The 26462-nt window shown below is 50.6% G+C and carries 25 protein-coding genes; 14 read left to right on the forward strand and 11 right to left on the reverse strand.

Annotation, left to right across the window (positions count from 1 at the left end; genetic code table 11):
* Positions 1-31: 31 nt before the first annotated feature.
* Entirely contained in the window at positions 32-343 is a 312-nt protein-coding gene (gene yhbY / locus ACTBZS_RS01600) for a ribosome assembly RNA-binding protein YhbY (RefSeq protein WP_022652922.1), read from the reverse strand.
* 61 nt (positions 344-404) lie between these two features.
* Between yhbY and ACTBZS_RS01605 the strand changes: the two genes are divergently transcribed.
* The 5 genes from ACTBZS_RS01605 (at position 405) to ACTBZS_RS01625 (ending at position 5905) form a co-directional block, all read left to right on the forward strand.
* Positions 405-1022: an RlmE family RNA methyltransferase gene (locus tag ACTBZS_RS01605; RefSeq protein WP_022652923.1), complete on the forward strand. Its 618-nt coding sequence runs from the start codon at positions 405-407 to the stop codon at positions 1020-1022.
* 83 nt (positions 1023-1105) lie between these two features.
* Positions 1106-3019 carry an ATP-dependent zinc metalloprotease FtsH gene (ftsH, locus tag ACTBZS_RS01610; protein ID WP_022652924.1) on the forward strand — a complete coding sequence of 638 codons (1914 nt, stop codon included), beginning with the start codon at positions 1106-1108 and terminating at the stop codon, positions 3017-3019.
* Positions 3020-3104: 85 nt separating this feature from the next.
* Positions 3105-3944, forward strand: a complete 840-nt coding sequence (gene folP, locus ACTBZS_RS01615) for a dihydropteroate synthase (RefSeq protein WP_463043090.1) — start codon at positions 3105-3107, stop codon at positions 3942-3944.
* 10 nt (positions 3945-3954) lie between these two features.
* Complete coding sequence (glmM, locus tag ACTBZS_RS01620) at positions 3955-5283, forward strand: phosphoglucosamine mutase (protein ID WP_460431148.1); 1329 nt, start codon at positions 3955-3957, stop codon at positions 5281-5283.
* Positions 5284-5287: 4 nt separating this feature from the next.
* Positions 5288-5905, forward strand: coding sequence for a DedA family protein (locus ACTBZS_RS01625; protein WP_460431149.1), 618 nt, complete (start codon positions 5288-5290; stop codon positions 5903-5905).
* Between the two features lie 15 nt (positions 5906-5920).
* Here ACTBZS_RS01625 and ACTBZS_RS01630 read toward each other — a convergent pair whose 3' ends face one another.
* Entirely contained in the window at positions 5921-6268 is a 348-nt protein-coding gene (locus ACTBZS_RS01630) for an FKBP-type peptidyl-prolyl cis-trans isomerase (protein WP_022652928.1), read from the reverse strand.
* 157 nt (positions 6269-6425) lie between these two features.
* Here ACTBZS_RS01630 and ACTBZS_RS01635 point away from each other — a divergent pair, with 157 nt between their 5' ends.
* Positions 6426-6851 carry a nuclear transport factor 2 family protein gene (locus ACTBZS_RS01635; protein ID WP_460431150.1) on the forward strand — a complete coding sequence of 142 codons (426 nt, stop codon included), beginning with the start codon at positions 6426-6428 and terminating at the stop codon, positions 6849-6851.
* A gap of 46 nt (positions 6852-6897) precedes the next feature.
* Positions 6898-7797 carry a MerR family transcriptional regulator gene (locus ACTBZS_RS01640; RefSeq protein WP_463043091.1) on the forward strand — a complete coding sequence of 300 codons (900 nt, stop codon included), beginning with the start codon at positions 6898-6900 and terminating at the stop codon, positions 7795-7797.
* Here the strand turns inward: ACTBZS_RS01640 and ACTBZS_RS01645 are convergent.
* Positions 7742-8236: a DUF1841 family protein gene (locus tag ACTBZS_RS01645; protein WP_463043092.1), complete on the reverse strand. Its 495-nt coding sequence runs from the start codon at positions 8234-8236 to the stop codon at positions 7742-7744. The genes ACTBZS_RS01640 and ACTBZS_RS01645 overlap by 56 nt on opposite strands.
* Positions 8237-8303: 67 nt before the next feature.
* Between ACTBZS_RS01645 and ACTBZS_RS01650 the strand changes: the two genes are divergently transcribed.
* Complete coding sequence (locus tag ACTBZS_RS01650; RefSeq protein WP_463043093.1) at positions 8304-8786, forward strand: glutathione peroxidase; 483 nt, start codon at positions 8304-8306, stop codon at positions 8784-8786.
* Here ACTBZS_RS01650 and trmB read toward each other — a convergent pair.
* Positions 8778-9497, reverse strand: coding sequence for a tRNA (guanosine(46)-N7)-methyltransferase TrmB (gene trmB, locus ACTBZS_RS01655; protein WP_460431154.1), 720 nt, complete (start codon positions 9495-9497; stop codon positions 8778-8780). The two genes, ACTBZS_RS01650 and trmB, sit on opposite strands and share 9 nt — an antisense overlap.
* 17 nt (positions 9498-9514) lie before the next feature.
* Entirely contained in the window at positions 9515-10447 is a 933-nt protein-coding gene (locus ACTBZS_RS01660) for an SDR family oxidoreductase (RefSeq protein WP_463043094.1), read from the reverse strand.
* An 88-nt stretch (positions 10448-10535) separates the two neighbouring features.
* On the opposite strand from ACTBZS_RS01660, the gene ACTBZS_RS01665 reads away from it, so the two are divergent.
* A complete protein-coding gene (locus tag ACTBZS_RS01665) occupies positions 10536-11576 on the forward strand; it encodes a CDP-6-deoxy-delta-3,4-glucoseen reductase (protein WP_460431156.1) in 1041 nt (346 codons plus the stop codon).
* A 128-nt stretch (positions 11577-11704) separates the two neighbouring features.
* On the opposite strand, the gene ACTBZS_RS01670 is transcribed toward ACTBZS_RS01665, so the two are convergent.
* Positions 11705-13003 carry an NCS2 family permease gene (locus ACTBZS_RS01670; RefSeq protein ID WP_460430894.1) on the reverse strand — a complete coding sequence of 433 codons (1299 nt, stop codon included), beginning with the start codon at positions 13001-13003 and terminating at the stop codon, positions 11705-11707.
* A 252-nt stretch (positions 13004-13255) separates the two neighbouring features.
* Here ACTBZS_RS01670 and pstS point away from each other — a divergent pair, with 252 nt between their 5' ends.
* The 5 genes from pstS to gdhA all read left to right on the forward strand — a co-directional run bounded on the left by pstS (position 13256) and on the right by gdhA (position 18551).
* Entirely contained in the window at positions 13256-14299 is a 1044-nt protein-coding gene (gene pstS, locus ACTBZS_RS01675) for a phosphate ABC transporter substrate-binding protein PstS (protein WP_460430893.1), read from the forward strand.
* A gap of 115 nt (positions 14300-14414) precedes the next feature.
* A complete protein-coding gene (pstC, locus tag ACTBZS_RS01680) occupies positions 14415-15377 on the forward strand; it encodes a phosphate ABC transporter permease subunit PstC (protein WP_460430892.1) in 963 nt (320 codons plus the stop codon).
* A 14-nt stretch (positions 15378-15391) separates the two neighbouring features.
* A complete protein-coding gene (gene pstA / locus ACTBZS_RS01685) occupies positions 15392-16237 on the forward strand; it encodes a phosphate ABC transporter permease PstA (RefSeq protein ID WP_460430891.1) in 846 nt (281 codons plus the stop codon).
* Positions 16238-16250: 13 nt separating this feature from the next.
* Positions 16251-17015 carry a phosphate ABC transporter ATP-binding protein PstB gene (gene pstB, locus ACTBZS_RS01690; RefSeq protein WP_460430890.1) on the forward strand — a complete coding sequence of 255 codons (765 nt, stop codon included), beginning with the start codon at positions 16251-16253 and terminating at the stop codon, positions 17013-17015.
* A 183-nt stretch (positions 17016-17198) separates the two neighbouring features.
* Entirely contained in the window at positions 17199-18551 is a 1353-nt protein-coding gene (gene gdhA / locus ACTBZS_RS01695) for an NADP-specific glutamate dehydrogenase (RefSeq protein ID WP_460430889.1), read from the forward strand.
* 77 nt (positions 18552-18628) lie between these two features.
* Here the strand turns inward: gdhA and sucD are convergent, their stop codons facing one another.
* The 5 genes from sucD to ACTBZS_RS01720 form a co-directional block, all read right to left on the reverse strand.
* Positions 18629-19516 carry a succinate--CoA ligase subunit alpha gene (gene sucD / locus ACTBZS_RS01700; protein WP_022653905.1) on the reverse strand — a complete coding sequence of 296 codons (888 nt, stop codon included), beginning with the start codon at positions 19514-19516 and terminating at the stop codon, positions 18629-18631.
* A 24-nt stretch (positions 19517-19540) separates the two neighbouring features.
* Positions 19541-20710: an ADP-forming succinate--CoA ligase subunit beta gene (gene sucC / locus ACTBZS_RS01705; RefSeq protein ID WP_460430888.1), complete on the reverse strand. Its 1170-nt coding sequence runs from the start codon at positions 20708-20710 to the stop codon at positions 19541-19543.
* An 82-nt stretch (positions 20711-20792) separates the two neighbouring features.
* Positions 20793-22226 carry a dihydrolipoyl dehydrogenase gene (lpdA, locus tag ACTBZS_RS01710; protein WP_022653903.1) on the reverse strand — a complete coding sequence of 478 codons (1434 nt, stop codon included), beginning with the start codon at positions 22224-22226 and terminating at the stop codon, positions 20793-20795.
* 71 nt (positions 22227-22297) lie between these two features.
* Positions 22298-23527, reverse strand: a complete 1230-nt coding sequence (gene odhB, locus ACTBZS_RS01715; RefSeq protein WP_463043095.1) for a 2-oxoglutarate dehydrogenase complex dihydrolipoyllysine-residue succinyltransferase — start codon at positions 23525-23527, stop codon at positions 22298-22300.
* A 58-nt stretch (positions 23528-23585) separates the two neighbouring features.
* On the reverse strand, positions 23586-26414 hold the full coding sequence (locus tag ACTBZS_RS01720; RefSeq protein WP_463043096.1) for a 2-oxoglutarate dehydrogenase E1 component: 2829 nt from the start codon (positions 26412-26414) through the stop codon (positions 23586-23588).
* Between the last annotated feature and the right edge of the window lie 48 nt (positions 26415-26462).

A 26462-nucleotide genomic window follows, 5' to 3' on the forward strand; every position in this document is an offset into this window, starting at 1 on the left:
ATTGAGCTCGCCTTTTGTCTGTCCGAAAAAATTAGGCTTTTTTCACTTTCGGCAGGGTGACTTTTTCTTTGTCCGAAGGCCGCCAGATGACTAACAACTTACCAATGTGTTGTACGGGCGCGGCATCAAGCTCATCGCAAATTTGTTCCATCATTGCCGTGCGTTGTTCGCGATCATCACCTTGCACCCGAATTTTAATCAACTCATGTGCATCAAGGCTGATGGAAATTTCGCGCATCACAGGATCGCTTAAGCCTTGGTTGCCTATCATTACGACAGGGTTGAGGCTGTGGGCAAGGCCTTTGAGATATTGCCGTTCGGCAGGGGTTAATTCGATTTTCATGGTGTAAGTCTGGCAAAAACCTTGATTTTACCCGACTTTTTGCCGTCTAAAGAGGAAAGATATGGCGCGCAGTAAAAGCAGTGCCGCGTGGTTAAACGAGCATGTGCATGATCATTGGGTGCAACAAGCACAAAAAGACGGTTACCGTGCACGTGCTGCGTATAAATTGCTGGAAATTAACGAAAAAGATCATTTGATTCGGCCTGGGATGATGGTTGCCGATTTGGGCAGTGCTCCCGGCAGTTGGTCACAAGTGGCGGCGCGAATTTTGGATGGTCGAGGGCAAGTGTTTGCTTTGGACATTTTGCCGATGGATCCTGTGCCGGGGGTCGAGTTTATTCAAGGCGACTTTCGTGAAGATGTCGTTTTAAATCAATTCCTCACGCTTTTAGCAGATCGTCCGCTAGACCTTGTGCTTTGCGATATTGCCCCCAACATGTCAGGCAACCGCACGGCTGACCAAGCACGTTCCGCCCATTTAGTTGAGTTGGCGCTTGATTTCGCGCAAACCCAACTGAAACCCGGTGGGAATTTCTTGGTCAAAGTGTTTCAAGGTAGTGAGTTCGCCAGTTTTTTAGCTGCGATGCGTCAAAGCTTCACCGAGGTAATTTCGCGTAAACCGAAGGCATCTCGTGATCGTTCAAGCGAAGTCTATTTGCTTGGGCGTGGGCGGCGCTGACACTTGCTGGTCAGCAAAGAGTACAATAGACCCGAGCGTGAATGTTTCACGTGGTGGGAGTGAGCAGGGGAAGGAGTCCGCTCTTGAACAATATTGGTAAAAATATCGCTATCTGGGTGATTATCGGTCTGATTTTAATGACTGTATTCAACCAGTTTAATCGCCGCCAAGAAACACAAAATCTGGTGGACTACTCACAATTTATCACTGAACTGCAATCAGGACGTGTGCAGTCGGTGACCATCGAAGGCCACCCGTTACGCGGGCAATGGCTGCGTGGGCGCTATACCGGTGGGTCGAGTTTTACCACCTATGCGCCCTACGACCCGCAGTTAGTCAACGATCTGATTAAAAACAATGTCCGCTTTACTGCCAAACCAGAGGAAGAGCCTTCATTCTTAATGAACCTCTTTATTAGCTGGTTCCCGATGTTGCTATTGATTGGGGTGTGGGTGTTTTTCATGCGCCAAATGCAAGGCGGTGGCAAGGGCGGTGCGTTTAGCTTTGGTAAAAGCAAGGCGCGTATGCTCGACCAAGACAGCAACACAGTGACGTTTGCTGACGTGGCTGGCTGTGATGAAGCAAAAGAAGAAGTCAAAGAAATCGTCGATTACTTGCGCGACCCAACACGCTATCAAAGTCTAGGGGGTCGCGTGCCACGCGGTATCTTGCTGGCGGGTTCCCCTGGTACGGGTAAAACGTTGTTAGCCAAAGCGATTGCAGGCGAGGCAAAAGTGCCTTTCTTCTCAATCTCGGGCTCTGACTTTGTGGAAATGTTTGTCGGTGTGGGGGCGGCTCGTGTTCGCGATATGTTCGAGAATGCGAAAAAGAACTCGCCTTGCATCATTTTTATTGATGAGATTGATGCCGTTGGTCGCCAACGCGGTGCCGGTTTGGGCGGCGGTAATGACGAGCGCGAACAAACCTTGAACCAGTTGTTGGTCGAAATGGATGGTTTTGAAACCAATACCACGGTGATTGTGATTGCCGCGACTAACCGTCCCGATGTTCTCGATCCTGCTCTACAACGTCCGGGTCGTTTCGACCGTCAAGTGGTGGTGCCATTGCCAGATATTCGGGGTCGTGAGCAGATCATCAATGTTCATATCCGCAAAATCCCGATTGGCAATGATGTCAAACCGGAAATTCTGGCACGTGGTACCCCGGGTTTTTCTGGTGCTGATTTAGCTAACTTGGCCAATGAAGCTGCGCTGTTTGCTGCTCGCCGCAACAAACGCATGGTGGACATGGAAGATTTTGAGGCGGCCAAAGACAAAATCATGATGGGCGCTGAGCGTCGCAGCATGGTGATGTCCGAAGAAGAAAAGCGCAATACCGCGTATCACGAATCGGGTCATGCGATTGTCGCCAAGTTGTTGCCGAAGTCCGATCCTGTCCACAAAGTCACGATTATTCCTCGTGGCCGTGCGTTGGGTTTGACCATGCAATTACCTGAACAAGATCGTTTTGCCTACGACCGCAACTATTTGTTGGATCGGATTGCGATTTTGTTCGGTGGTCGGATTGCCGAAGAATTGTTCATGAACCAGATGACGACCGGTGCTTCCAACGACTTTGAACGTGCCACGCAAATGGCGCGTGATATGGTGACTCGGTATGGCATGAGCGATAAGTTGGGCCCGATGGTCTACGGCGAAAATGAAGGCGAAGTGTTCTTAGGTCGATCTGTTACGACACATAAGAACGTATCCGAAGCCACTATGCAGCAAGTGGATGCAGAAATCCGCCGCATTATTGACGAGCAATATGCCTTGGCTCGCCGGCTGTTGGACGAAAATCGCGATAAAGTCGAAGCCATGACCGCCGCGTTGTTGGAATGGGAAACCATTGATGCAGACCAAATCAACGACATTATGGATGGTCGTCCGCCTCGTCCACCTAAACCAAGCGGTTCGATGGGGGTGAGCAATACGCCTTCCTCGCCTAGCAGCGGTTCGGCACCCGAAGTCACGGTGACACCGGCGCAGGAGCATTGATCCCTAAGGTCTTTTGACATGACACCAGCGGCAGCTTTCTGCCGCTGGTGTTGTTTTTGCTCTCCGTTTTTGTAAGCACACATCTATGCAGATTCTCAACTGTGGTCGGCATCAACTGTCGTTGTCCCATCCGTTGGTGATGGGCATTCTCAATGTCACACCCGATTCTTTTTCAGATGGCGGTGTGTATTGCAAACCTGATCAAGCTTTACAACAAGCCGAACGCCTGCTGCAAGCAGGGGCGGCGATTCTTGACATCGGTGGTGAATCTACACGACCGAATGCCGCGCCAGTGTCGATTCAAGAAGAAATGGATCGTGTGTTGCCGGTACTAGAAGCACTACAAGGCTGTGGTGCAGTGTTATCGGTTGACACGCGCCGTACCGCAGTGATGCAGGCAGCGCTGGCGATTGGGGTGGATCTCATCAATGATGTATCGGCCTTAGAAGACGAGGGCGCCTTAGCGACGGTGGCACCTCATTCCGCAGCAATTTGCTTAATGCACAAACAAGGAAATCCTGACACTATGCAGCGCGCACCGCACTATGAGCGCGATGTGGTGTTAGACGTGGCAGATTACTTACAACAGCGTGTCAACGCCTGTGAGGCCGTTGGGATTGCCCGCGAACGTTTGTTAATTGATCCTGGGTTTGGGTTTGGTAAAACATTGGCGCACAATCTGCGACTGTTGGCGCAGTTGCCGTTGTTGACAGAGTGTGTCCCTCTGCCATTGTTAGTCGGGCTATCGCGTAAGTCGATGTTGGGGCAAATCTGTGATGAACCGGTGGCAACCGAACGGTTGGGCGCCAGTGTGGCGGCGGCGTTGTGGTCGGTACAATATGGCGCAAAAATCATTCGCGTCCATGATGTGAAAGCCACAGTGCAAGCGTTAAAAGTGTGGCAAGCGGTGACCGAGTACGCATAACGGAACGATGATGACAAGAAAATATTTTGGCACCGATGGGGTGCGTGGAGAAGTGGGGCAAGAACCAATTACCCCTGATTTTGTGTTGCGTCTGGCGTATGCCGCTGGTCGTGTGTTGGTGAATCACGATCAACAAACGCCCACCGTGTTAATCGGCAAAGACACCCGTATTTCTGGCTATATGTTAGAAGCCGCGTTACAAGCGGGTTTTACAGCAGCAGGGGTGAATGTGTTGTTGACTGGGCCGTTACCCACACCGGGGGTTGCTTATTTAACCCGCGCTTTGCGTTTATCGGCAGGGGTGATGATTTCGGCTTCGCACAACCCTTATCAAGACAATGGTATTAAGTTCTTTGCGGAAGGTGGACGGAAACTAGCCGACCATATTGAGCAAGAAATCGAAGCTGCGCTCGATATGCCATTACAAACCAAGCCTTCTGCTTTGTTGGGACGAGCGCGGCGGATGGATGCCGCTGCTGAGCGTTATATCGAATTTTGTAAAAGCACTTTCCCGAATGACCGCAATTTGCGCGGCTGTAAGATCGTGGTTGATTGCGCCCATGGTGCCAGCTACCACATTGCACCGAAGGTGTTTCACGAACTGGGTGCGGATGTCATTAGTATTGGCACTGAACCCAATGGTTTTAATATCAATGATCGTGCCGGTGCGATGTATCCTCGCGCGGTCCAAGCGGCGGTCTTACAGCATGAAGCCGATTTTGGTATTGCCTTAGATGGCGATGGTGATCGGCTGTTGATGGTTGACCAACAAGGCCAAGTCTATGACGGCGATCAACTGATTTATGTGATTGCGCGGGCGCGTGCTGAACGCGGCGAATTAAAAGGCGGGGTGGTTGGGACGTTGATGACCAATATGGCGATGGAGCTTGCCCTTCAAGCCCGTGATATTCCCTTTGCCCGTGCCAAGGTCGGGGATCGTTATGTGCTGGAAATGTTACAAGCCCGTTCTTGGTTGATTGGCGGAGAAGCGTCCGGTCATGTGCTGTGTTTAGACAAACACAATACGGGTGATGGGATTGTCTCGGCGTTGCAAGTATTGCGTAGTTTGTTTGATCTTAACCTCTCGTTGTCCGAAGTCTGCCGCGATTGGCAAGCCTTTCCACAAACGCTTATCAATGTTCGTTTACATGGCCAAGATTGGCAACAAGCCTCGGCGGCAGTATTGGCAGAGGCAGAGGCGGCATTACATGGGCGAGGCCGTGTGGTGCTGCGGCCATCGGGGACGGAGCCGGTGGTGCGGGTGATGGTTGAGGCAGAGGATGCTGGCTTGGCAGAACGTTGGGCACAACAAATTGCCCAAGTTATTAAAGAGGCGTAAGCACATGGACATCCTGCAACTGCTCACCGATTTTTTCACCAATTATGGCTATGCTGCGGTGTTTTTTGTGTTGCTGATTTGTGGTTTTGGGGTGCCAATTCCAGAAGACGTGACGCTGGTGGCTGGCGGTATTATTTCTGGTTTAGGGTATACCAATGTCCATACTATGTTTGCCGTCGGTATGGCTGGGGTGTTGGTCGGTGATGCCACCATGTTTACCATTGGTCGCATTTATGGGACTAAGGTGATGCAAGTGCGTTTTGTGGCGCGTTATCTCACCGAAGAACGATTTATGGCTGTGCAGGAAAAGTTTGCTAAATACGGCAATTGGGTGTTGTTTGTCGCCCGCTTTCTCCCTGGTTTGCGTTCGCCAATTTTCCTGACCGCTGGTATGACACGCAAAGTGTCATTCTGGCGTTTTTTATTGATGGATGGTTTTGCCGCCCTGATTAGTGTGCCGGTGTGGGTATATCTTGGTTATTTTGGCGCCAACAACCGTGATTGGTTGCTGACATGGTTACATCGTGGGCAATCGGGCATTCTGATGGTGTTGGCCGTGGCTGCAGTGGGTTTAGGCGTGTGGTGGTGGCTTCGCCGCCGTAAGACGGCGAAATCGGCTTAAATCAAACCAATCGGCTTAGCCCACCGACAGCAATTCAACATCAAAGACCAAGGTGGCGTTGGGTGGGATAACACCACCTGCGCCTCGTGCTCCGTAGCCCAAGGCCGCCGGAATGGTTAAACGGCGTTTACCGCCGACTTTCATCCCTTGCACGCCCTCGTCCCAGCCCTTAATCACGCGTCCCGCGCCCAGTGGGAAAGTAAAGGGCTGTTTGCGCTGGCGGCTGCAGTCAAATTGTTCGCCATTATCTGCTAACCAACCTGTGTAATGCACGGTCACTTCTTCTCCGGCTGTGGCAACGGTGCCTTCTCCGATCACTTCATCACAATAGATGAGGCCTGATGCAGTGGTGATATTTTCCATTTTTTATCCCTGACTTAGTCAAAGAATGTGATTTTAGAACAAATATTTGTCGGTGGTCAGACGAATATTTATATTTTCGTATAAGACAATGCTTTGACAAAATAAGTGGTTTCTCTATCCTTAGAGTATTCCCTTGCCGAGTGAAGCGAGTTTGGTGATGAACTTACCCGTAACGACTTCGTGTTCTGCCATCGTGGCATGGTATGAGCAACTCTCTCCACAAACGCTGCCGCAGCTACATCAGCTCTATGCGCCAGATGCTTGGTTTCAAGATCCTTTTAACCGTATTCAAGGAACGGCTGCGATTGAAGCGCTCTTTCAACGCATGTTTCATACCTTGCAACAACCCCGTTTTGTCGTACAAGAACGGATTGAACAGGCTGACAAAGCATTTTTAGTGTGGGACTTCACCTTTTTATGGCAAGGAAAGGCCATGCACATTCATGGTGGCACCCTGCTGCATTTCGCGCCGGATGGACGGGTGGTTAACCATCGAGATTATTGGGACGCAGCGGGTGAGTTATATGAAAAAATTCCGTTGCTCGGCGCTTTGTTGCGGCGGATAAAACGGCACATGGCATAATTCCGCCGCTTTGGTGTATCACGTCAACACAATTAAGAAAATAGTTATGAGCGATGTCAACATGGGACTGCCCATTGGTGCAGTGGAACGAGAGACTGGTATCTCAAAAGATTTATTGCGGATGTGGGAACGTCGGTATGGCTTTCCTGAACCTGCCCGCGATGAACAGGGTGATCGCTTGTATTCGCGTCAACAAGTGGAAAAACTGCGCTTAGTTCGGCGTTTAATGGATATGGGGTTTCGTCCCGGAAAAATTATTAACCTACCGATGGCCGAGTTGTTGCAACAGGTGCAAGCCCATCAACCTCGTTTAGAAGCCCCTGCCCCTTGTCATGAATTGATTCGGGTGCTGTTGGGCCATAATCCGGCACAGGTGCAGGCTTTTTTACAAACCCGCTTACATGAGTTGGGATTACAGGTTTTTGTGCGAGAGTTTATTGCGACGTGTAATCAATTGGTGGGTGAAGCATGGATGCGTGGTGAGTTGCAGGTTTACGAAGAGCATTTTTATTCGGAACAGATTAACCGCCTGTTGCGTGAAACACTGTCGCGGATGTCGTTACCGATGAACCCCCCTCGGGTATTGTTGACGACTTGCCCGGGAGAAATGCACATGCTGGGGTTGCTGATGGTTGAGGTGGTGTTGCGGATGGCAAATGCAGAAACGCTACCATTTGGCTGCGAGATGCCATGTTCTGATATTGCTTCTGCTGCGCGCAAACATCAGGTTGATGTGGTGTTGTTATCGTTTTCGTCGGCGTATGAAGGGGATGTTGCCGAGCAAGTGCAAACGCTACAGAGTTTATTGCCTCCCCACACCGAAATTTGGGTAGGCGGAGGTGGTTGTCGTAGTTTGCGCTCGCACGGGCAGTTGTCCGTGTTGGCGAACTTTAATGAGTTGGACCAGTGTTTGAACCAGTGGCGGCAGCAGCGTCAGTCGCATTAGGCTGTTCTACTTGCCCAAGTTTACGCCGCAATACATTTAAATAGCGTGTTGGGTCTGGAGGGGTTTGGTAGCGTTGGGCATACCAAATCATCTCTGTTAGACCATCCATTACTTCATGTTGTGCGCGATGTTCATCCCCACATTGCAGGCACAGTTGTTGATAAAGCTCATATAACCCATGAGGTTGTTTAATCGACAACTGTTCTTCAATCGCCAGATGCAAAGACAGATGAAGGAAAGGATTGGTTTCACCTAATTCTGGTGGCCAATCTTGTTGCTGCCAGCGTTCTGGTTGTCCTAACATCGTGTGATATTCAGGATGTTGGAACAACACTGCCAGCGTCAGCTTTTCGAGATCGGTTAGGGGTTGATGGCTGAGGTGTTTACGCCAAGTATCAAACAAAAATTGGCGCGCTTGGTCACGACTGGGGTTAAACATGGTCAAAGTTCAAGATGGGAACGAAGGCTGATTATCCCACGCGCCGTCAACACAGGAGAACAGAGAAATGGCAAGTTTTTACGATTTTACCGCCAAGCGGTTAGATGGCACCGAGCAAGCCATGACCGACTATCGGGGCCAAGTGGTGCTGGTTGTTAATACCGCCAGTGAATGTGGCTTCACCCCACAATATCAGGGTCTGCAAGAACTGTATCAGCACTTGGCGGATCGTGGATTGGTGGTGTTAGGGTTCCCGTGTAATCAATTCGGTGGACAAGAGCCGGGTGATGAGCAACAAATTGCCACTTTTTGTCAGACACGGTTTGCGGTGACGTTTCCGATGTTTGCCAAGGTAGAGGTCAATGGTGCACAGGCACATCCATTGTTCCAGTTTCTCACACAGGCAAAGCCCGGCATCTTAAATACCGAATCGATTAAATGGAACTTCACTAAGTTTCTGATCAATCGCCAAGGCGAGGTGGTTGGCCGCTATGCACCGACCACCAAACCCAGTGATTTATTGGCAGAAATTGAGGCCTTGTTAGGCTGATTTTCGGAACACAATATCCCACACTCCATGTCCTAAGCGTAAGCCGCGTGCTTCGAACTTGGTTTGTGGTCGATAGGCCGGTTTCTCTGCATAGCCTTCGGCAGTGTTTTCCAAACCGGCTGTTTGTGACAGGACATCTAAAATTTGGATCGCGTAATCTTCCCAATCGGTCGCCACATGCAGATAGCCACCGGGGGCAATGCGAGACACTAAATCAGCAACAAATGGGGCTTGGATTAAACGGCGTTTGTGATGGCGTTTTTTGTGCCAAGGGTCGGGAAAGAAAATATGCACGCCGGCGAGGCTGTTCGGCGCGATCATGTCGCGCAGCACTTCCACCGCGTCATGTTGTGCCACGCGAATATTGCTCAGTTGTTTTTCTTCTACCAGCTTTAACAGACTACCGACACCCGGGCTGTGTACTTCTAAACCGAGAAAATTATAGTCTGGTAGGGTTTGTGCGATGTCGGCGGTGGCCTGTCCCATGCCAAAGCCAATTTCGACAATCATTGGCGCTGTGCGTCCAAAAACGCTGTCCCAATCTGGTGGGGTGGTTTGATAAGGTACCCCAAAGACGGGCAATAAGGTTTCAAGCGCACGTTCTTGAGCCCGTGATAAATGGCCTTGGCGCAAGACGAAACTGCGAATACGGCGATGGGTCGGGTTTTCGCTGTCTAAAGCGGCATCAGTGTCGTGGTCGGTTGACATCATTTCATCCAGAAATTTTTTTAGGGGCGAGATGTTACCAGTTTTGGCGGAGAGACTTCTTTCTCACCAAGATATTGCACCAAAAAATGGCTGACGCTGGGGTAACGCAGTTGAACTTTTAATTCGCGTTGCAAGCGTTGTGAATCTAAACGTCGCGATTCGCGTAAAAATGACCATAACTGCGGCGAAACAAGCGGTTGTAACGCTACGCTTGGCAAACGAGGGAGAGGTGGAAGACCGAAAGCCGTGGCAACCTCATCAAAATAATCGCCCATTTTCATCGGTTGTGCATCGCAAGCATGAATCACCCGCGAACCGCGATGCCATTGCAATGCTTTGGCGCAAATCGTAGCCAGATCATCAGCGTGGATATGGTTGCTATAGCCATCTTCTTCTGCGATAAGGGCCGGTGTGCGTTGTGTGATCCGATTGATGGGTAGCCGTTCTGCATCATAAATACCGGGCACACGTAAGGTTAGCAAACTGGCACCCCACCGCCGGCTGGCGCTGCGCCATAACTGTTCTGCATGCCAACGCCGTTGGGCACGTGCTGATTCAGGATGAGGTGGTGCGGTTTCGGTCAGCCATGCCCCTGCCCGATTGCCATAGACGCCGCTGGTGCTGATAAGAACAACATGTTGTGGTAGCATCCCCCGTTTTTGCAGCGCCGCAATCAGGTGTTGCGAGCGGCTGTCTTGGTGCCCTGATGTTGGCGGGGGCGCTAACATCAATAGTTTATCAATGGCCAAACCCGCCAAGCGTTGTAAACTTTTTGGTTGATCTAAATCGCCTATGACCACCTTCGCCCCTGCTGCACGCCATCTGGCCGCTTCACTTGGGCGGCGTAAAAGCGCAAAAACGGTGTAACGAGAAGTGAGTTTGGGCAATACTCGCCAAGCAATGTCGCCACACCCTACCAGTAACACCCGAGTACGTCCTGTTTTGTGTTGCATCACAATCTGTCTTCTTTCTAGCAAAGCCTGTTCGGCGCCGAATTGCGCTTAACAGAGGTCGGAATTGATCGAATAAGGTAGCTTTATCATGTCTGAAGTAAACGCATCTACTGTCAAGCTGTTGCCAAGCGGCCGCTCGTTTAGCGTCAATGCCCACGAAACTATCCTAGAAGCGGCCCTACGGCAAAACATTGGTTTGCCTTATGGTTGTCGTAACGGTGCTTGCGGTGCATGTAAAGGCCGTGTGGTAGAAGGTCAAGTGAAACACCGCCAATATCAAGAAAAAGCCTTACCTGCGGCAGAATCAGCAGCGGGTCAGGCTTTGTTATGCTGTGCTGAAGCCAGTAGCAGTGAACTGGTGATTGAAGCACGCGAATCTAGCGCCGGTGAGATTCCAGTAAAAACCCTGCCATGTCGTGTCGAGTCGATTGAAAAAATCCACGATGTCGCCGTGCTGAAACTCAAAATTCCCGCCAGTGAGCGTTTGCAGTTCATGGCCGGTCAATACATTGATATTTTGATGCGTGATGGTAAGGCGCGTAGTTTCTCATTAGCGAATGCGCCACATGATGATGCTTTCTTGGAGTTGCATATCCGTCACATGCCCGGTGGGACGTTCTCGGAATATGTTTTCCATACCATGAAAGAGCGTGAAATTTTGCGTTTCAAAGGACCATTAGGGACATTCTGTCTGAATGAGTCTAGCGATAAACCGATTGTGTTCCTTGCCAGCGGTACTGGTTTTGCCCCGATTAAAGGCATTATTGAACACATGATTCATCAGAATATTCAGCGGCCCATGACTTTATATTGGGGCGGTCGTCGGCCTGCTGATTTGTATTTCCACCAAATGGCTGAAAGTTGGGCACAACAACTGCCACATTTCCGTTATGTCCCAGTGGTATCTGATGCGACTGAGGAAGACCAATGGACCGGTCGGACTGGTTTTGTCCATCAGGCGGTCCTGGATGATTTTGCAGATCTATCTGGACATGAAGTCTATGCCTGCGGTGCGCCAGTCGTAGTCGAAGCCGCGCACCAAAGTTTTATCCAAGAACGTCAACTACCGGCGGATAGCTTCTTCTCTGATGCGTTTTTCTTGTCAAAAGATTTGACACCGAAGGCTTGAGGGTAGATTAACCGTTTTACACTGATTGATTGATAAAGGGCGAACCGATGTGTTCGCCCTTTATCTTGTGCAGAGAAGATGACGCATCGCTCTGACAGGGTGATGCGCCATGACTGCCTTGTTAGGTTTTAATGGAAGAAGGCGAATTTCACTGTAAACAGGGCTGCAATCACAATAACCATGGGTGTAATGTCCTTATAACGGCCAGATAGCAGCTTAATCACGGTGTAGCTGATAAAGCCGAAGGCAATCCCATCTGCAATTGAATAGGTAAAAGGCATGCCAACTGCTGTAATCACCGCTGGTGCCGATTCCGTTAAATCATCCCAATCAATCTCCGCTAAACCGCGTGCCATTAACACCGCCACATAACACAGCGCGGGGGCTGTTGCATACGCCGGAACGGTTCCTGCTAAAGGCGATAAAAATAATGCTGCGATAAACAGTAACGCGACAACGACGGCGGTGAGGCCTGTGCGACCTCCAACAGCGGTACCCGCAGCCGATTCAACATAAGCGGTGACGCTTGATGTGCCCAACACACCACCCGCCATAATCGCGGTGGAGTCGGCAAACAAGGCTTTTTTCAGACGTGTGAGACGACCTTGTTTATCTAGTAAGCCTGCACGGTGTGCCACACCAACTAAGGTGCCTGTGGTATCAAATAAGTCGACAAAGAAAAAGATGAAAATGACACCAATCAGGCCAGCGTTTAACGCACTGGCGAGGTCCATCTGCATAAAAGTAGGTTCAATGGAGGGGGGCATAGAAAACACGCCTTTGAACTCTGATAACCCCAAAGCCACAGACAATAAAGTGACAGCCAATACACCAATAATGATTGATCCGGTGACTCGGCGGTATTCCAACACCACGATCAATAAAAAGCCAAATACGGCTAAGAGGGTTGAGGGGGAATGAATATTTCCTAAGGTAACCATCGTGGCTTCGGAGCCGGTAATCACCCCTGCACCTTTTAAGCCAATGATCGCGAGGAACAAGCCTACCCCTGCTGAAATCGCCAGTTTTAAAGAGTAGGGGATGGCATTGACGATCAGCTCACGCAGCTTAAATGAACTCACCAAAACAAAAATAATACCGGAGATAAAGACTGCCCCCAACGCCGTTTGCCACGGCACACCCATACCTTTCACAACGGCAAAGGTGAAGTAGGCGTTCAACCCCATCCCCGGCGCTAGGGCAATGGGATAGTTAGCGACAACCCCCATCACTAAAGTACCCAAGGCAGCGGCAATGCAGGTGGCAACAAAGACCGCATTAAAATCCATCCCCGTTTGCGACAAAATCGCCGGATTGACGAAAATAATATAGGCCATGGTGAGGAAAGTGGTGAGACCGGCAAGGACTTCGGTTTTGACTGAAGTGCCATGCTCACGTAGCTGAAAATAGCGTTCGAGAATTTGCATGATGTGCCTGAAGTGAGTGGAATTTTAGTGCGGAAAAAGGCGGCGATTGTACCGTAAAACAATTGTTTAACGGCAAGCTAAGCAAACACTCTGCCAACAATCAGCTAGATCGCACAACAGATAGCCCTCTTCATGATGCCAAACGCGATGCTGGATAAAAACACGACTTGTAATATTTCTGCAATGGCAGCCCTTTACCATCCGGCCACGTTGCTATTTTTGCTTATTCCATTTCGCACGGAGCTTCCCAGCATGAAACACACTGTTCGCCTTACCGCCGCACTGACTGTGGCCGGTGCAATGTTGTCAGGTTATGCCGCTGCCGCCAATATCACTGGTGCTGGTGCAACTTTCCCCTATCCTTTGTATGCAAAATGGGCGGAAGCCTACAAGGCGAAGACCAACCATTCAGTCAACTATCAATCGATTGGTTCTGGTGGTGGGATTAAACAGATTGTGTCGAAAACGGTGGATTTCGGTGCCTCTGATATGCCGCTGAAGCCAGAACAACTGGCAAAAGATGGTTTATTACAGTTCCCCACTGTCGTGGGTGGTGTGGTGCCAATTTTTAACGTTCCGGGTGTGCAAACCGGCTTGAAATTTACTGGCCCACTGTTGGCGGATATCTATCTGGGTAAGGTAAGTAAGTGGAATGACCCTGCAATTCGTCAATTAAACCCCGGTGTGAACTTGCCAGATCAAGCTATCACTATCGTACGCCGTTCAGATGGTTCGGGTACGACCTTCATTTGGACCAACTACTTGTCCAAAGTATCGGCAGATTGGAAACAAAAAGTCGGTGAAGGTACAGCGGTGAGCTGGCCTGTCGGTGTGGGTGGTAAAGGTAATGAAGGGGTAGCGAACTACGTGACCCGTATCAAAGGCGGCTTAGGTTACGTTGAATATGCCTACGCCAAGCAAAACAAAATTACCTACGGCGCGGTGAAAAACAAAGATGGTCAATTTGCCTTGCCAAGCGAAGAAAGCTTTAAAGCTGCTGCTGCTAATGCAGATTGGAAAAATGCGCCTGGTTTCTACGAAATCCTGACTGACCAAGCAGGTAAGGGATCTTATCCTATCGTTGGTGCAACCTTCATCCTGATGCAAAAGAAACAGGACAAACCAGAACAAGGTTTGGAAACCCTGAAGTTCTTTGATTGGGCATATAAAGAGGGTGGCAAACTGGCCTTGGACTTGGATTACATCCCACTGCCAGATGTGGTGGCTAACCAAATTCGTGCACACTGGAAAGCTAACATCACCGACACCAGCGGCAAACCAGTTTGGAATAACTAATTTTTTGCCCCTTGCTAACGTCTGCTTTTCGGCTGTGAGTGGACGGAAAGCAGATGGGTCTATCACAGGCCGGGGGTAACCCCGGCTTTTTTGTCGGTCAGCCTGAGAGAGTGACATGCACGCCCAGCACATTGAGAACACCCTCAAAATGCAGCGCCGCCTAGATACCTTATTCCGAGGCACTACTCGCGGTTTTGCGTTTCTGGTACTTGCTACCTTAATCGGCATCATTATTTCCCTGATTATCGGGGCGATGCCAACCCTCCAATCTTTTGGATTCAGTTTTTTATTCAGCAGTTCATGGGATCCGGTTGCTGAAAACTTTGGTGCCCTCGCGCCCATTTATGGCACCTTGGTCACTGCGTTTATTGCCTTGCTTATCGGTGTGCCGGTGAGTTTCGGTATTGCCTTATTTCTGACTGAGTTATGTCCTGCCTGGTTGCGCCGTCCGATTGGCGTAGCGATTGAATTGTTGGCAGGCATTCCTTCGATTATTTACGGTATGTGGGGTTTGTTTGTCTTTGCCCCGCTGTTTGCCGATCATGTTCAACCTTGGATTATCGAAAACCTCGGTCATCTGCCCGGCATCGGTTTCTTGTTCCAAGGTGCGCCGATGGGGATTGGTGTGTTCACCGCTGGTTTGATCCTCGGCATTATGGTGATTCCGTTTATTGCCTCGGTGATGCGCGATGTGTTTGAAATTGTGCCAGTGATGTTAAAAGAATCTGCCTACGGCCTTGGTGCTACCACATGGGAAGTGGTGCGTTATGTGGTATTGCCTTACACCAAAGCAGGGGTGATTGGCGGCATTATGTTGGGTTTGGGTCGTGCTTTAGGTGAAACAATGGCAGTAACCTTTGTGATTGGTAATGCCTATCAAATCACAGGCTCGTTGATGGATCCTGGTAACTCGATTGCTTCGGCTTTGGCCAATGAATTTGCTGAGGCGCAAGAAGGCTTACACGTTTCGGCACTGATTGAATTAGGTTTGATTCTGTTCTTTATCACTTTTGTGGTGTTGGCTTGCGCAAAACTGTTACTGCTGCGCTTATCGAAAAACGAAGGTAAGAAAACCTAACGGAGAGTATGCGCATGGATCATAACTTGTATCGCCAGCGCCGCGTCGTCAACAGCATCAATATGGTGATGTCGATGTTGGCTGTCGGATTCGGTTTGTTCTGGCTGGTGTGGATTCTGTGGACCTTGTTTAGCTATGGTTTGGGTGGGATTAACTTATCGGTCTTTACTCAAAGCACCCCGCCCCCCGGCAGTACTGGTGGTTTGGCCAATGCTATTTACGGTAGTTTGTTGATGACGTTGTTTGGCACCTTAATTGGTACCCCAATTGGCATTTTGGCTGGGGTGTATTTGGCCGAGTTTGGCGAGCGTGGCTGGTTGGCCCCTGCCACCCGTTTCATCAACGATATTCTGCTGTCAGCCCCTTCAATTGTGATTGGCTTGTTTGTCTATGAAATCTACGTGATCTCTGTCGGCCATTTCTCTGGTTGGGCGGGGGCGCTGGCGCTAGCGATTATCGTGGTGCCGGTGGTGGTGCGGACGACCGAAAATATGCTGCGTTTGGTGCCGAACACCTTACGTGAAGCCGCGGCGGCTTTGGGGGCACCACAATGGAAAGTGGTGATGATGGTGACCCTGCGTGCGTCTAAAGCAGGTGTCTTGACCGGTATTTTATTGGCTGTGGCGCGGATTTCTGGTGAAACTGCCCCGTTGTTATTCACTGCACTGAACAACCAGTTCTGGAGCAGCAATATGAATCAACCGATGGCCAACTTACCGGTGGTGATTTTCCAGTTTGCCATGAGCCCGTATGAAGATTGGCATGCTTTGGCTTGGGCTGGTGCGCTGTTGATTACCGTCAGCGTATTGGGTTTGAACGTGCTTGCCCGCTGGTTAGGCAAACAAAATAATTCGCAATAATAAGGTTTCCGTCATGACTACTGATACCACCAAACTGCAAGTCAAAGATCTCAATTTTTACTACGGCGGCTTTCATGCGCTGAAAAACATCAATCTGTCGATTGCTTCGAAAAAAGTCACGGCGTTTATTGGCCCATCCGGTTGCGGTAAATCGACGCTGTTGCGGATTTTCAACCGCATGTATGAACTCTATCCCGGCTTGCGTGCTGAAGGACAGATTGTGATGGATGGTAAAAACATCCTCGACAAAGACGTCGATATCAACTTACTGCGTGCCAAAGTCGGTATGGTGTTTCAAAAACCGACCCCATTCCCGATGTCGATTTATGACAATGTAACCTTTGGGGTGAAGTTATACGAAAAACTCAGTAAATCCGAAATGGATGATCGGGTGGAATGGGCGTTGCGTAAGGCGGCGCTGTGGGAGGAAGTGAAAGACAAGCTGAAACAGTCGGGTCACTCTTTATCCGGTGGTCAGCAACAGCGGCTATGTATTGCGCGTGCCGTGGCCTCGAAGCCAGAAGTATTGTTATTGGATGAACCGACCTCGGCGCTCGATCCAATTTCCACAGCACAAATCGAAGAGTTGGTGAACGAGTTGAAAGAAAACTACACCATTGCGATTGTGACGCACAATATGCAGCAGGCGGCACGGGTATCTGATTACACCGCTTATATGTATCTTGGCGATTTGATCGAGTTTGGTGATACCGACACAATCTTTACGGCACCGAAGCAAAAAGCCACTGAAGACTATATTACTGGTAAATTTGGCTAATTTACGCACTATTTTGAAACACCGAAACGCCCCTATTTGGGGCGTTTTTCGTTTTTGGCACACAAAATTATTGCAAAGCGACATCATAAAGGAGTAATCTTTGCGCAAATTTAGTGCAATATCTGTAAGTCATGCACTGTTTTTGTGTTGCCACTATTTCTCTTTATGTTCTAGGAGCTTTTGATGCCTTACGTTGCCGATACGATTGCTCACCTCAATCGCACCAGCCCAGCCCAACATGAGTTCTATCAAGCCTGCGAAGAAGTGTTGTTATCTTTGCGTCCCCTATTAGACAACGACCCCAAATATCGCAAGTACGGGATTATCGACCGTATTGTCGAGCCCGAGCGGCAAATTATGTTCCGTGTGGCATGGGTGGATGATCGCGGCCAAGTACAGGTCAACAAAGGCTATCGTGTGCAATTTAACTCTGCCTTGGGGCCTTACAAAGGCGGTATCCGTTTTCATCCAAGTGTCAACGCCGGCATTATCAAGTTTCTAGGTTTTGAACAGATTTTTAAAAATGCGCTGACTGGCTTAGCGATTGGCGGCGGCAAAGGTGGCTCGAACTTCGATCCTAAAGGGAAATCCGAGCAAGAAATCATGCGCTTCTGCCAAGCATTTATGAATGAACTCTATCGCCATGTTGGTGCAACCGTCGATGTGCCAGCGGGAGACATCGGCGTTGGTGCGCGTGAAATTGGCTATATGTACGGCCAATATAAAAAACTGACTGGCAGCTATGAAGGCGTGTTGACCGGTAAAGGATTGAAATGGGGTGGCTCTCTTGGTCGGAAAGAAGCCACTGGGTATGGCACTGTCTATTTCGCTGACAATATGTTGCGTGACATTGGTGAGAGCTTGGAAGGCAAACAATGTGCGGTGTCAGGTGCCGGTAATGTGGCGATTTATACCGTAGAAAAACTCTATCATTTTGGTGCCAAACCGATCACCGTGAGTGATTCCTCCGGTTTTGTTCACGACCCAGCAGGGATTGATCTTGCGCTGTTGAAGCAAGTCAAAGAGGTTGAACGTACCTCTTTGGCTGAATACGCTAAACGTCGCGGTGGTGTGCGTTTTGTGCCGGTCAGCGATTATCCAGCGGGTCGTAATTTGGTTTGGTCGGTGCCATGTGATGCCGCTTTCCCTTCCGCAACACAAAATGAACTCAATGGCGAAGATGCCAAAGAATTACTGAAAAACGGCTGCACCTTAGTGGCAGAAGGTGCCAATATGCCTTCTACACAAGAAGCGGTGGAAGCTTTCTTGGCTGCTAATATTTTGTATGGCCCGGGTAAAGCGGCCAACGCAGGTGGTGTGGCAACCAGCCAATTAGAAATGGCACAAAATGCCAGTATGCAGCAATGGACTTTTGAAGAAGTCGATAGCAAATTGCAGCGCATTATGGCGGGGATTTATCAATCAGCGAGTGAAACGGCTCGCGAATTTGGTGCTGAGCGTAATTTGGTGTTAGGTGCCAACATCGCTGGTTTCCGTAAAGTGGCTGATGCGATGATTGAGCAGGGCGTGGTTTAATTTTCAACCGCGTTAGCAAGCAAAAAGGGAAGCCACTGAGCTTCCCTTTTTTCATCTAGGCTAGATGGCTACCCAGATTACAGCATGCCTTTTTCTTTCAACAGTGCCACCATGGTGCTGCCCAATTCAGCTGGGCTGCGGGTGTAGCGGATACCTGCTTTTTCGAAAGCAGCAAATTTCTCTTCAGCAGTGCCTTTACCGCCCGAGATAATCGCACCAGCATGACCCATGCGTTTGCCTTTTGGTGCGGTGACACCAGCAATGTAACCAACGATTGGCTTGGTCACATGGGCTTTTGCATATTCAGCGGCTTCTTCTTCAGCGGTACCACCGATTTCACCAATCATGATGATGGCTTCAGTCTGTGGATCGTTTTGGAACAGTTCCAAGGCATCAATGTGGCTGGTACCAGGGATGGGGTCGCCACCGATACCGATACATGTCGATTGACCTAAACCAGCGGCGGTGGTTTGTGCCACTGCTTCGTAGGTCAAGGTGCCGGAGCGCGACACGATACCGATTTTACCTGGTTGGTGAATATGGCCAGGCATAATGCCGATTTTACATTCACCTGGAGTGATGATACCTGGGCAGTTTGGCCCGATCAGACGCACGCCACCGGTTTGCTCGATATAACGTTTGGCCTTCAGCATGTCCAATGTTGGCACGCCTTCGGTGATGGTCACGATCAATTTGATGCCAGCATCCACGGCTTCCACAATCGAATCCAACACGAAAGGGGCTGGCACATAGATCACCGAAGCGTCAGCTTGGGTTTCGCGGACAGCTTCTTTCATGGTGTTGAACACCGGCAGATTGAGGTGAGTGCTGCCACCTTTGCCTGGGGTCACGCCACCGACCACTTGGGTGCCGTAGGCAATCGCTTGTTCAGAATGGAAAGTGCCGTTTTTGCCGGTAAAACCTTGCACCAGCACTTTAGTATTTTTGTTAACGAGTACGCTCATGGTTCACTCCGTAAGTGCGGTGGATCAGACTGCAGCCAATTGGGCAACAATTTTCTCGGCAGCGTCATTCAGACCTTGGGCCGAGATCAATTGCAGACCGGATTCATCCAGCAGTTTTGCGCCCAGTTCGGCATTGTTACCTTCCAAACGCACTACGACAGGGACTGTCACGTTGACTTCTTTCACCGCAGCGATAATCGCCTCTGCGATCATGTCACAACGCACGATACCACCGAAGATGTTAATCAACACGCCTTTGACCGAAGGATCAGCCAAAATCAGTTTGAACGCTTCGATCACGCGCTCTTTGGTTGCGCCACCGCCGACGTCCAAGAAGTTAGCTGGCTGGCCACCTTTCAGTTTGATGATGTCCATGGTCGCCATCGCCAAACCAGCACCGTTCACCATACAACCAATGTTACCTTCCAAAGCAACATAGTTCAGGTCGAATTCGGAGGCTTTCAGTTCGCGTTCGTTTTCTTGCGATTTGTCACGCAAGGCAGCAACAGCAGGCAAACGATACAGCGCGTTAGAGTCGATGCCGATTTTGGCATCCACGCAAGCCAAGGAGCCATCACCACGGATAGCCAGTGGGTTGATTTCAAACAAGGCGAAATCGTTTTCGACGAAGGCTTGGTAAGCACCGGTCATCAATTTCACGAATTCGTTGATTTGTTTGCCTTCTAAACCCAAAGCAAAAGCCACATCACGCGCTTGGAAAGGCAACAAACCCACCAGCGGATCAACGGTCACTTTCAGAATTTTTTCTGGCGTGTTGTGCGCCACTTCTTCAATTTCCACACCGCCTTCGGTCGAAGCCATGAAGGTGACACGGCGGGAAGAACGGTCAACCACTGCACCGAGGTACAACTCACGTTGTACAGGGTACATGTCTTCGCACACCAGCACGCTGTTGACAGGCTGGCCGTTGGCATCGGTTTGGTAAGTGATCAGATTTTTACCAATCAAGCCGTTTGCCACGTCTGCGGCTTCTTCACGGCTTTTCACCACTTTCACGCCACCTGCCTTACCACGGCCACCGGCATGGACTTGGGCTTTGATGACAGCAAATTTGCCGCCCATTTGGTCAAACGCAGCCGCAGCTTCTTCACCGTTGGTGGCGAGGATGCCTTGTTGCACCGGCAGGCCATATTTAGCCAGCAGCTCTTTCGCTTGGTATTCGTGCAGATTCATCGTTTATTCTCTTCTCTTGTGTAAAGGTGAGGAGTTTTGGGTGTTGCGATGCAAAGTATAAGCCCTTGCACCGCAACTGGCATTAGCCATGCAGTGCGCGTTTGTCCGCTGCCAAGCATGCTTCATGCAACACTTCGCTGAGCGAAGGATGGGCATGTACGATACGAGCAATGTCTTCGCTCGAAGCGGAGAATTCCATTGCCACCACCGCCTCAGCCACCAATTCGGACGCCATCGGCCCGATGATGTGAACGCCAAGGATACGGTCTGTTTTGGCGCAGGCCAAGACTTTTACAGTGCCTTGTGCCATCCCTAAGCCCAAGGCGCGGCCATTGGCAGCAAAGCCCGAGGTGCCTTTTTTGTATTCCACACCAGCCGCTTTGAGTTGTTCTTCGGTTTTACCAACCCAAGCGATTTCTGGATGGGTGTAAATCACCCACGGAATCATGTTGAAATCAACGTGTGGTTTTTGCCCTGCGATGCGCTCAGCAACTGCAACACCTTCTTCACTGGCCTTGTGTGCCAACATCGGGCCACGCACCACATCACCGATTGCCCAGATATTGGGCAAATTGGTGTGGCAGTGATCATCAACCACGATAAAACCGCGCTCATCAACTTGCAGACCCACTGTGTCCGCACCCAAGCCGGCGGTGTTAGGCACACGACCGATGGCAACAATCAATTTGTCCACTTCCAGCGTTTTTGCTTCGCCTGCCAACTCATAGTTGACAGTGACGTTGCTGTCGCCAGCGGTGATGGATTGGATTTTGACGCCATTGAAAATCGCCAGACCTGTCTCTTTGGTCAGGGTTTTGTGGGCTTCTTTGGCAATCTGTTGGTCAACGGCAGGCAAGAAGGTCTCTGCGGCTTCCAACACGGTGACGTCTGCGCCTAAGCGTTTCCAAACCGAACCCATTTCCAGACCAATCACGCCAGCACCAATCACGCCCAAGCGTGCAGGCACTTCGGTCATCGCCAAGGCACCCGCATTGTCGAGCACGCGCTGGTTGTCGATGGTCACACCCGGCAGCGGACGTGGATTAGACCCTGTTGCCACGATGACATGCGTGGCTTCTAATGTATCAACCACAGCGCCGTTATCGCTGACTTCGATTTGCCATTTTTCATTTTGGCGACCGAGTAAACGAGCGAGGCCATGCACATTGGCAACTTTGTTTTTCTTGAACAAGAAGCTGATACCACCGGCGTTCTTACCGATGATGTCGTTTTTGCGCTTGAGCATTTGTGCCACGTCCATCTTCACTCCTTCGACGCTGATGCCGTGTGCGGCAAAGTCGTGGGTGGTGGCGTGGAAGTTTTCAGAAGATTGCAGCAAGGCTTTGGAAGGGATGCAACCCACGTTTAAGCAGGTACCACCGAGGCTAGGCTTGCCTTCTGGGTTTTTAAACGCATCAACGCAAGCCGTGTTAAAACCGAGTTGAGCCGCACGGATGGCGGCAACGTAGCCGCCTGGTCCGCCGCCGATAACGACGACATCGAATTGTTGAGCCATGATGTTTCCTTGTGTCGGTGTGGCGAGGACGGATGGTGTCATCCGTCCAACTTCAGACTAAGCCGAGCGGCTTACAGATCGAGCAACAGGCGTGCTGGGTCTTCGATGGCTTCTTTGATGGCCACTAAAGATAACACTGCTTCGCGACCGTCGATGATGCGGTGGTCGTAAGATTGTGCCAAGTACATCATTGGACGCACTACAACTTGGCCATTTTCAACCATCGCACGTTCTTTGGTGGCGTGCATACCAAGGATGGCAGATTGTGGTGGGTTGATGATTGGGGTTGACATCATCGAACCAAAAGTCCCGCCATTCGAGATGGTGTAAGTGCCGCCGGTCAGTTCTTCAACCGTCAATTTCCCTTCTTGGGCACGCTTACCGAAGTCGGCAATCTGACGCTCGATATCGGCCAACGACAACAAATCAGCATTGCGGATCACTGGCACCACTAAACCACGTGGGCTGCCCACGGCCACACCCACATCAAAATAACCGTGGTAAATGATATCGGTGCCATCAACCGAGGCGTTCAATACTGGGTATTTTTTCAATGCAGCTACAGCCGCTTTGACAAAGAAGCCCATAAAGCCCAGCTTGATGCCGTGTTCTTTTTCGAACTTGTCTTTGTATTTGTTACGTAGATCCATCACCGGCTTCATGTTCACTTCATTGAAGGTGGTGAGGATGGCGTTGGTTTGTTGCGATTGCACCAGACGTTCGGCAACACGTTGACGCAGGCGGCTCATTGGCACGCGTTGTTCTGGGCGGTCGCCCAACAGGGTGGCCACGTTGACAGCTGGGGCAGCAATAGCAGGTGCGGCAGCAGGTTTGTTCGCTGCGGCAACGACATCTTCTTTCAAGACACGACCATCGCGGCCAGAGCCTTGCAAACCAGCCAATTCAACGCCGGTTTCTGCTGCCAGTTTTTTGGCAGCTGGCATGGCCATCACTTGGTTGTGACCCGCTTGAGCCGAGGTATCAGCAGCAGCGGCAGTGGTGGTTGCGGCAGGTTGAGCAGCGGTTGCGGCCACAGGTGCAGCGGTAGCGCCGGCTTGGGCTGCGGTGTCGATACGCGCAATCAACTGGCCGCTGGTCACAGTTGCACCATCATTTTGTACGATTTCAACTAAGACACCGGCTTGTGGTGCTGGCAATTCCAACACGACTTTGTCGGTTTCAAGGTCGATCAGGTTTTCATCACGATTGACGTATTCACCCGCTTTTTTGTGCCAGCTCATCAAGGTGGCTTCGGAAACGGATTCTGGCAACTGTGGGACAGTAACTTCGATCAGGCTCATTCGGTCTTCTCCAGACGGCGGGTATCACCGACCCGCCGATATGCTTCACAGGGTGAAATTATTTGTTTAAGGTCATGGCGTCGTTGAGCAGCTGTTTCAGCTGGGCAACGTGTTTCGACATATAACCGACTGCTGGCGAGGCCGAGGATGGACGACCGGCAAAACCCAGCGTTTGCTTAGGTTTGATTTGCGCTTCAAGACGATGGCGGATTTGGTACCACGCGCCTTGGTTCTTCGGCTCTTCTTGTACCCAAACGATTTCTTTGGCGTTCGGGTATTTCGCCAGCTCTTCACCCAACTGTTCGGTGGGGAAGGGATAGAGTTGTTCAACACGCAAGATGGCGATGTCGTTTTGCAATTCACGTTCTTTACGTGCATTGAGCAAATCGTAGTACACCTGACCCGCGCACAGCAGCACCCGTTTGATTTTCTTGCCGTCTGCCACGTCGTTATCGGCAATCACTGGCAAGAAGCTGCCGTGAGCGATATCGTCGAGCGAAGACATCGAATCTTTGTAGCGCAACAGACGCTTGGACAGCATCACCACCAATGGCTTGCGATATGGGCGCAATACTTGGCGACGCAGCAGGTGGAACATTTGGGCGGCTGTCGATGGCATCAGCACTTGAATGTTGTGCTCAGCACACAGCTGCAAATAACGCTCAACCCGTGCCGAGCTATGCTCTGGGCCTTGACCATCATAGCCGTGTGGCAGAATCATGGTCAGACCGCACAGACGGCCCCACTTGGTTTCACCGGACACAATAAATTGGTCGATAGCCACTTGGGCACCGTTGGCGAAGTCACCGAACTGTGCTTCCCAGATGACCAATTCGTTAGGCGAAGAACATGCGTAGCCATATTCGTAAGCTAACACCGCTTCTTCGTTCAAAATCGAGTCGATGACCAAGAAATCGGCTTGGGTATCGGACAGATGGCGCAATGGCACATAGCTGCCTTGATCCCAGCGTTCGCGGTTTTGATCGTGCAATACGGCATGGCGGTGAGCAAACGTACCACGGCCAGAATCTTCACCCGAAATACGCACCGGATGACCCGATTCAACCAACGAGGCGTAGGCTAAGGTTTCTGCCATCCCCCAGTCGATTGCTTGGGTGCCCGCTGCCATTTCGCGGCGAGCAGCCAAAATTTTTGCCACAGCGTTGTGCAGTTTGAAATCTGCTGGGACGGTGGTGAATTTTTCGGTCAGGCGTTGGATATCTGTCACTGGCAAGGCAGTGTTAACTGGGTGTGCCCAGTGGGTACCCAAGTAAGGTGTCCAATCTACGGCATGTTCGCGGCGATAGTTGGTCAACACGGTTTGTTCAACGTGTTCACCTTTGTCCAAAGCAGCGCGGTAGGCGGCAATCAGACCATCCGCTTCTTCTTGCGAAATCGCGCCTTCAGCGACTAAGCGCTCGACATACTTGGCACGCACACCGGGGTGTTTCGCGATTTTCTTGTACATCATCGGCTGCGTCAGCATTGGGTCATCACCTTCGTTGTGGCCCAATTTACGGAAGCAAACCATGTCGATGACGACATCTTTTCCGAATTCATTACGGAAATCTAACGCTGCCTGCATCACAAAGCAGACGGCTTCGGGATCATCACCATTGACGTGGAAAATCGGTGCTTCAACCATTTTTGCGACATCGGTGCAATACAGCGTCGAACGCATATCGCGGGTGTCGGAAGTGGTAAAGCCCACTTGGTTGTTGACCACGAGGTGAATGGTACCGCCGGTGCCGTAACCACGGGTGCCGGACAGGTTGAATGTCCCTTGGTTCACACCTAAACCACCAAACGCCGCATCACCGTGAATCAACACGGGAATCACTTGTTTGCGTTCGAGGTCTTTACGACGTTCTTGACGGGCACGCACCGAACCTTCGACCACAGGGTTGACGATTTCTAAGTGCGAAGGGTTGAACGCGAGCGAGACATGGACTGGACCGCCGGGGGTTGGCAAGTCGGTGGAGAAGCCCATGTGGTATTTCACGTCGCCAGATGGCAATTCAACCGAAGGACGGCCTTCGAATTCGGCGAACAAATCGCGTGGTAATTTACCCAAAGTGTTAACCAACACATTGAGACGACCACGGTGGGCCATACCGATGATAATTTCTTGTACGCCTTTGCTGCCGCCATCTTGAATCAGACGGTCTAACGCAGCAATCATCGACTCGCCACCTTCGAGCGAGAACCGTTTTTGCCCCACATACTTGGTATGCAAATAGCGTTCTAGCGTTTCAGCGGCGGTGACTTGTTTTAATACACGTTTTTTGGTGTCGACATCATAGCGAGGGGTCGAGCGCAAACCTTCAAAGCGTTCTTGTACCCAGCGTTTTTGCTTCGAGTCGATGATGTGCATGTATTCAACGCCGATGCTGCCACAGTACGTCTGGCGCAGATGGGCGAGAATATCTGCCAAGGAACCTTTTTCTAAGCCGACTAACGAACCAGTGTTGAACTGTGCCGCCATATCAGCGTCAGATAAGCCGTGGTATGCAGGATCGAGTTCTGGTACGGGCGCCGTGTCCATCCGTTTGAGCGGATCGAGATTTGCCCAACGAGAACCCATGACGCGGTAGGCCGAGATCAGTTTCAGCACTGCCACTTGTTTTTGCATGGCGTCCCATTCGGCCACTTCGCTCTTGCGCGCAAAACCACGAGGTTGTTTGGCGAGTTGAACGAAGGATTCTTGAATAGGATGATGAGGGACGTCACGGTCGGCTGCACCGGGAGTTTGCTGCAGCTTATCGAAATAATCACGCCATTCAGCTGTTACGCTGTTGGCATCCGCGAGGTACTGTTCGTACAGTTCCTCGATAAAGGGAGCATTCCCACCAAACAGGTGTGAATGGCTGTACAAGGTTTGCATCATGGTGTTATCGACCCTAATTACGGTAGTGCAGCGTTCGACCGCTTGGCA

The sequence above is a fragment of the Aquaspirillum sp. genome, from assembly GCF_055136605.1.

Excerpts from the sequence above, each read along its gene's own strand:
- yhbY (WP_022652922.1), bottom strand. The coding sequence starts at position 343 with ATGAAAATCGAATTAACCCCTGCCGAACGGCAATATCTCAAAGGCCTT.
- ACTBZS_RS01605 (WP_022652923.1), top strand. The coding sequence starts at position 405 with ATGGCGCGCAGTAAAAGCAGTGCCGCGTGGTTAAACGAGCATGTGCAT.
- folP (WP_463043090.1), top strand. The coding sequence starts at position 3,105 with ATGCAGATTCTCAACTGTGGTCGGCATCAACTGTCGTTGTCCCATCCG.
- glmM (WP_460431148.1), top strand. The coding sequence starts at position 3,955 with ATGACAAGAAAATATTTTGGCACCGATGGGGTGCGTGGAGAAGTGGGG.
- ACTBZS_RS01625 (WP_460431149.1), top strand. The coding sequence starts at position 5,288 with ATGGACATCCTGCAACTGCTCACCGATTTTTTCACCAATTATGGCTAT.
- ACTBZS_RS01630 (WP_022652928.1), bottom strand. The coding sequence starts at position 6,268 with ATGGAAAATATCACCACTGCATCAGGCCTCATCTATTGTGATGAAGTG.
- ACTBZS_RS01635 (WP_460431150.1), top strand. The coding sequence starts at position 6,426 with ATGAACTTACCCGTAACGACTTCGTGTTCTGCCATCGTGGCATGGTAT.
- ACTBZS_RS01640 (WP_463043091.1), top strand. The coding sequence starts at position 6,898 with ATGAGCGATGTCAACATGGGACTGCCCATTGGTGCAGTGGAACGAGAG.
- ACTBZS_RS01645 (WP_463043092.1), bottom strand. The coding sequence starts at position 8,236 with ATGTTTAACCCCAGTCGTGACCAAGCGCGCCAATTTTTGTTTGATACT.
- ACTBZS_RS01650 (WP_463043093.1), top strand. The coding sequence starts at position 8,304 with ATGGCAAGTTTTTACGATTTTACCGCCAAGCGGTTAGATGGCACCGAG.
- trmB (WP_460431154.1), bottom strand. The coding sequence starts at position 9,497 with ATGATGTCAACCGACCACGACACTGATGCCGCTTTAGACAGCGAAAAC.
- ACTBZS_RS01660 (WP_463043094.1), bottom strand. The coding sequence starts at position 10,447 with ATGCAACACAAAACAGGACGTACTCGGGTGTTACTGGTAGGGTGTGGC.
- ACTBZS_RS01665 (WP_460431156.1), top strand. The coding sequence starts at position 10,536 with ATGTCTGAAGTAAACGCATCTACTGTCAAGCTGTTGCCAAGCGGCCGC.
- ACTBZS_RS01670 (WP_460430894.1), bottom strand. The coding sequence starts at position 13,003 with ATGCAAATTCTCGAACGCTATTTTCAGCTACGTGAGCATGGCACTTCA.
- pstS (WP_460430893.1), top strand. The coding sequence starts at position 13,256 with ATGAAACACACTGTTCGCCTTACCGCCGCACTGACTGTGGCCGGTGCA.
- pstC (WP_460430892.1), top strand. The coding sequence starts at position 14,415 with ATGCACGCCCAGCACATTGAGAACACCCTCAAAATGCAGCGCCGCCTA.
- pstA (WP_460430891.1), top strand. The coding sequence starts at position 15,392 with ATGGATCATAACTTGTATCGCCAGCGCCGCGTCGTCAACAGCATCAAT.
- pstB (WP_460430890.1), top strand. The coding sequence starts at position 16,251 with ATGACTACTGATACCACCAAACTGCAAGTCAAAGATCTCAATTTTTAC.
- gdhA (WP_460430889.1), top strand. The coding sequence starts at position 17,199 with ATGCCTTACGTTGCCGATACGATTGCTCACCTCAATCGCACCAGCCCA.
- sucD (WP_022653905.1), bottom strand. The coding sequence starts at position 19,516 with ATGAGCGTACTCGTTAACAAAAATACTAAAGTGCTGGTGCAAGGTTTT.
- sucC (WP_460430888.1), bottom strand. The coding sequence starts at position 20,710 with ATGAATCTGCACGAATACCAAGCGAAAGAGCTGCTGGCTAAATATGGC.
- lpdA (WP_022653903.1), bottom strand. The coding sequence starts at position 22,226 with ATGGCTCAACAATTCGATGTCGTCGTTATCGGCGGCGGACCAGGCGGC.
- odhB (WP_463043095.1), bottom strand. The coding sequence starts at position 23,527 with ATGAGCCTGATCGAAGTTACTGTCCCACAGTTGCCAGAATCCGTTTCC.
- ACTBZS_RS01720 (WP_463043096.1), bottom strand. The coding sequence starts at position 26,414 with ATGATGCAAACCTTGTACAGCCATTCACACCTGTTTGGTGGGAATGCT.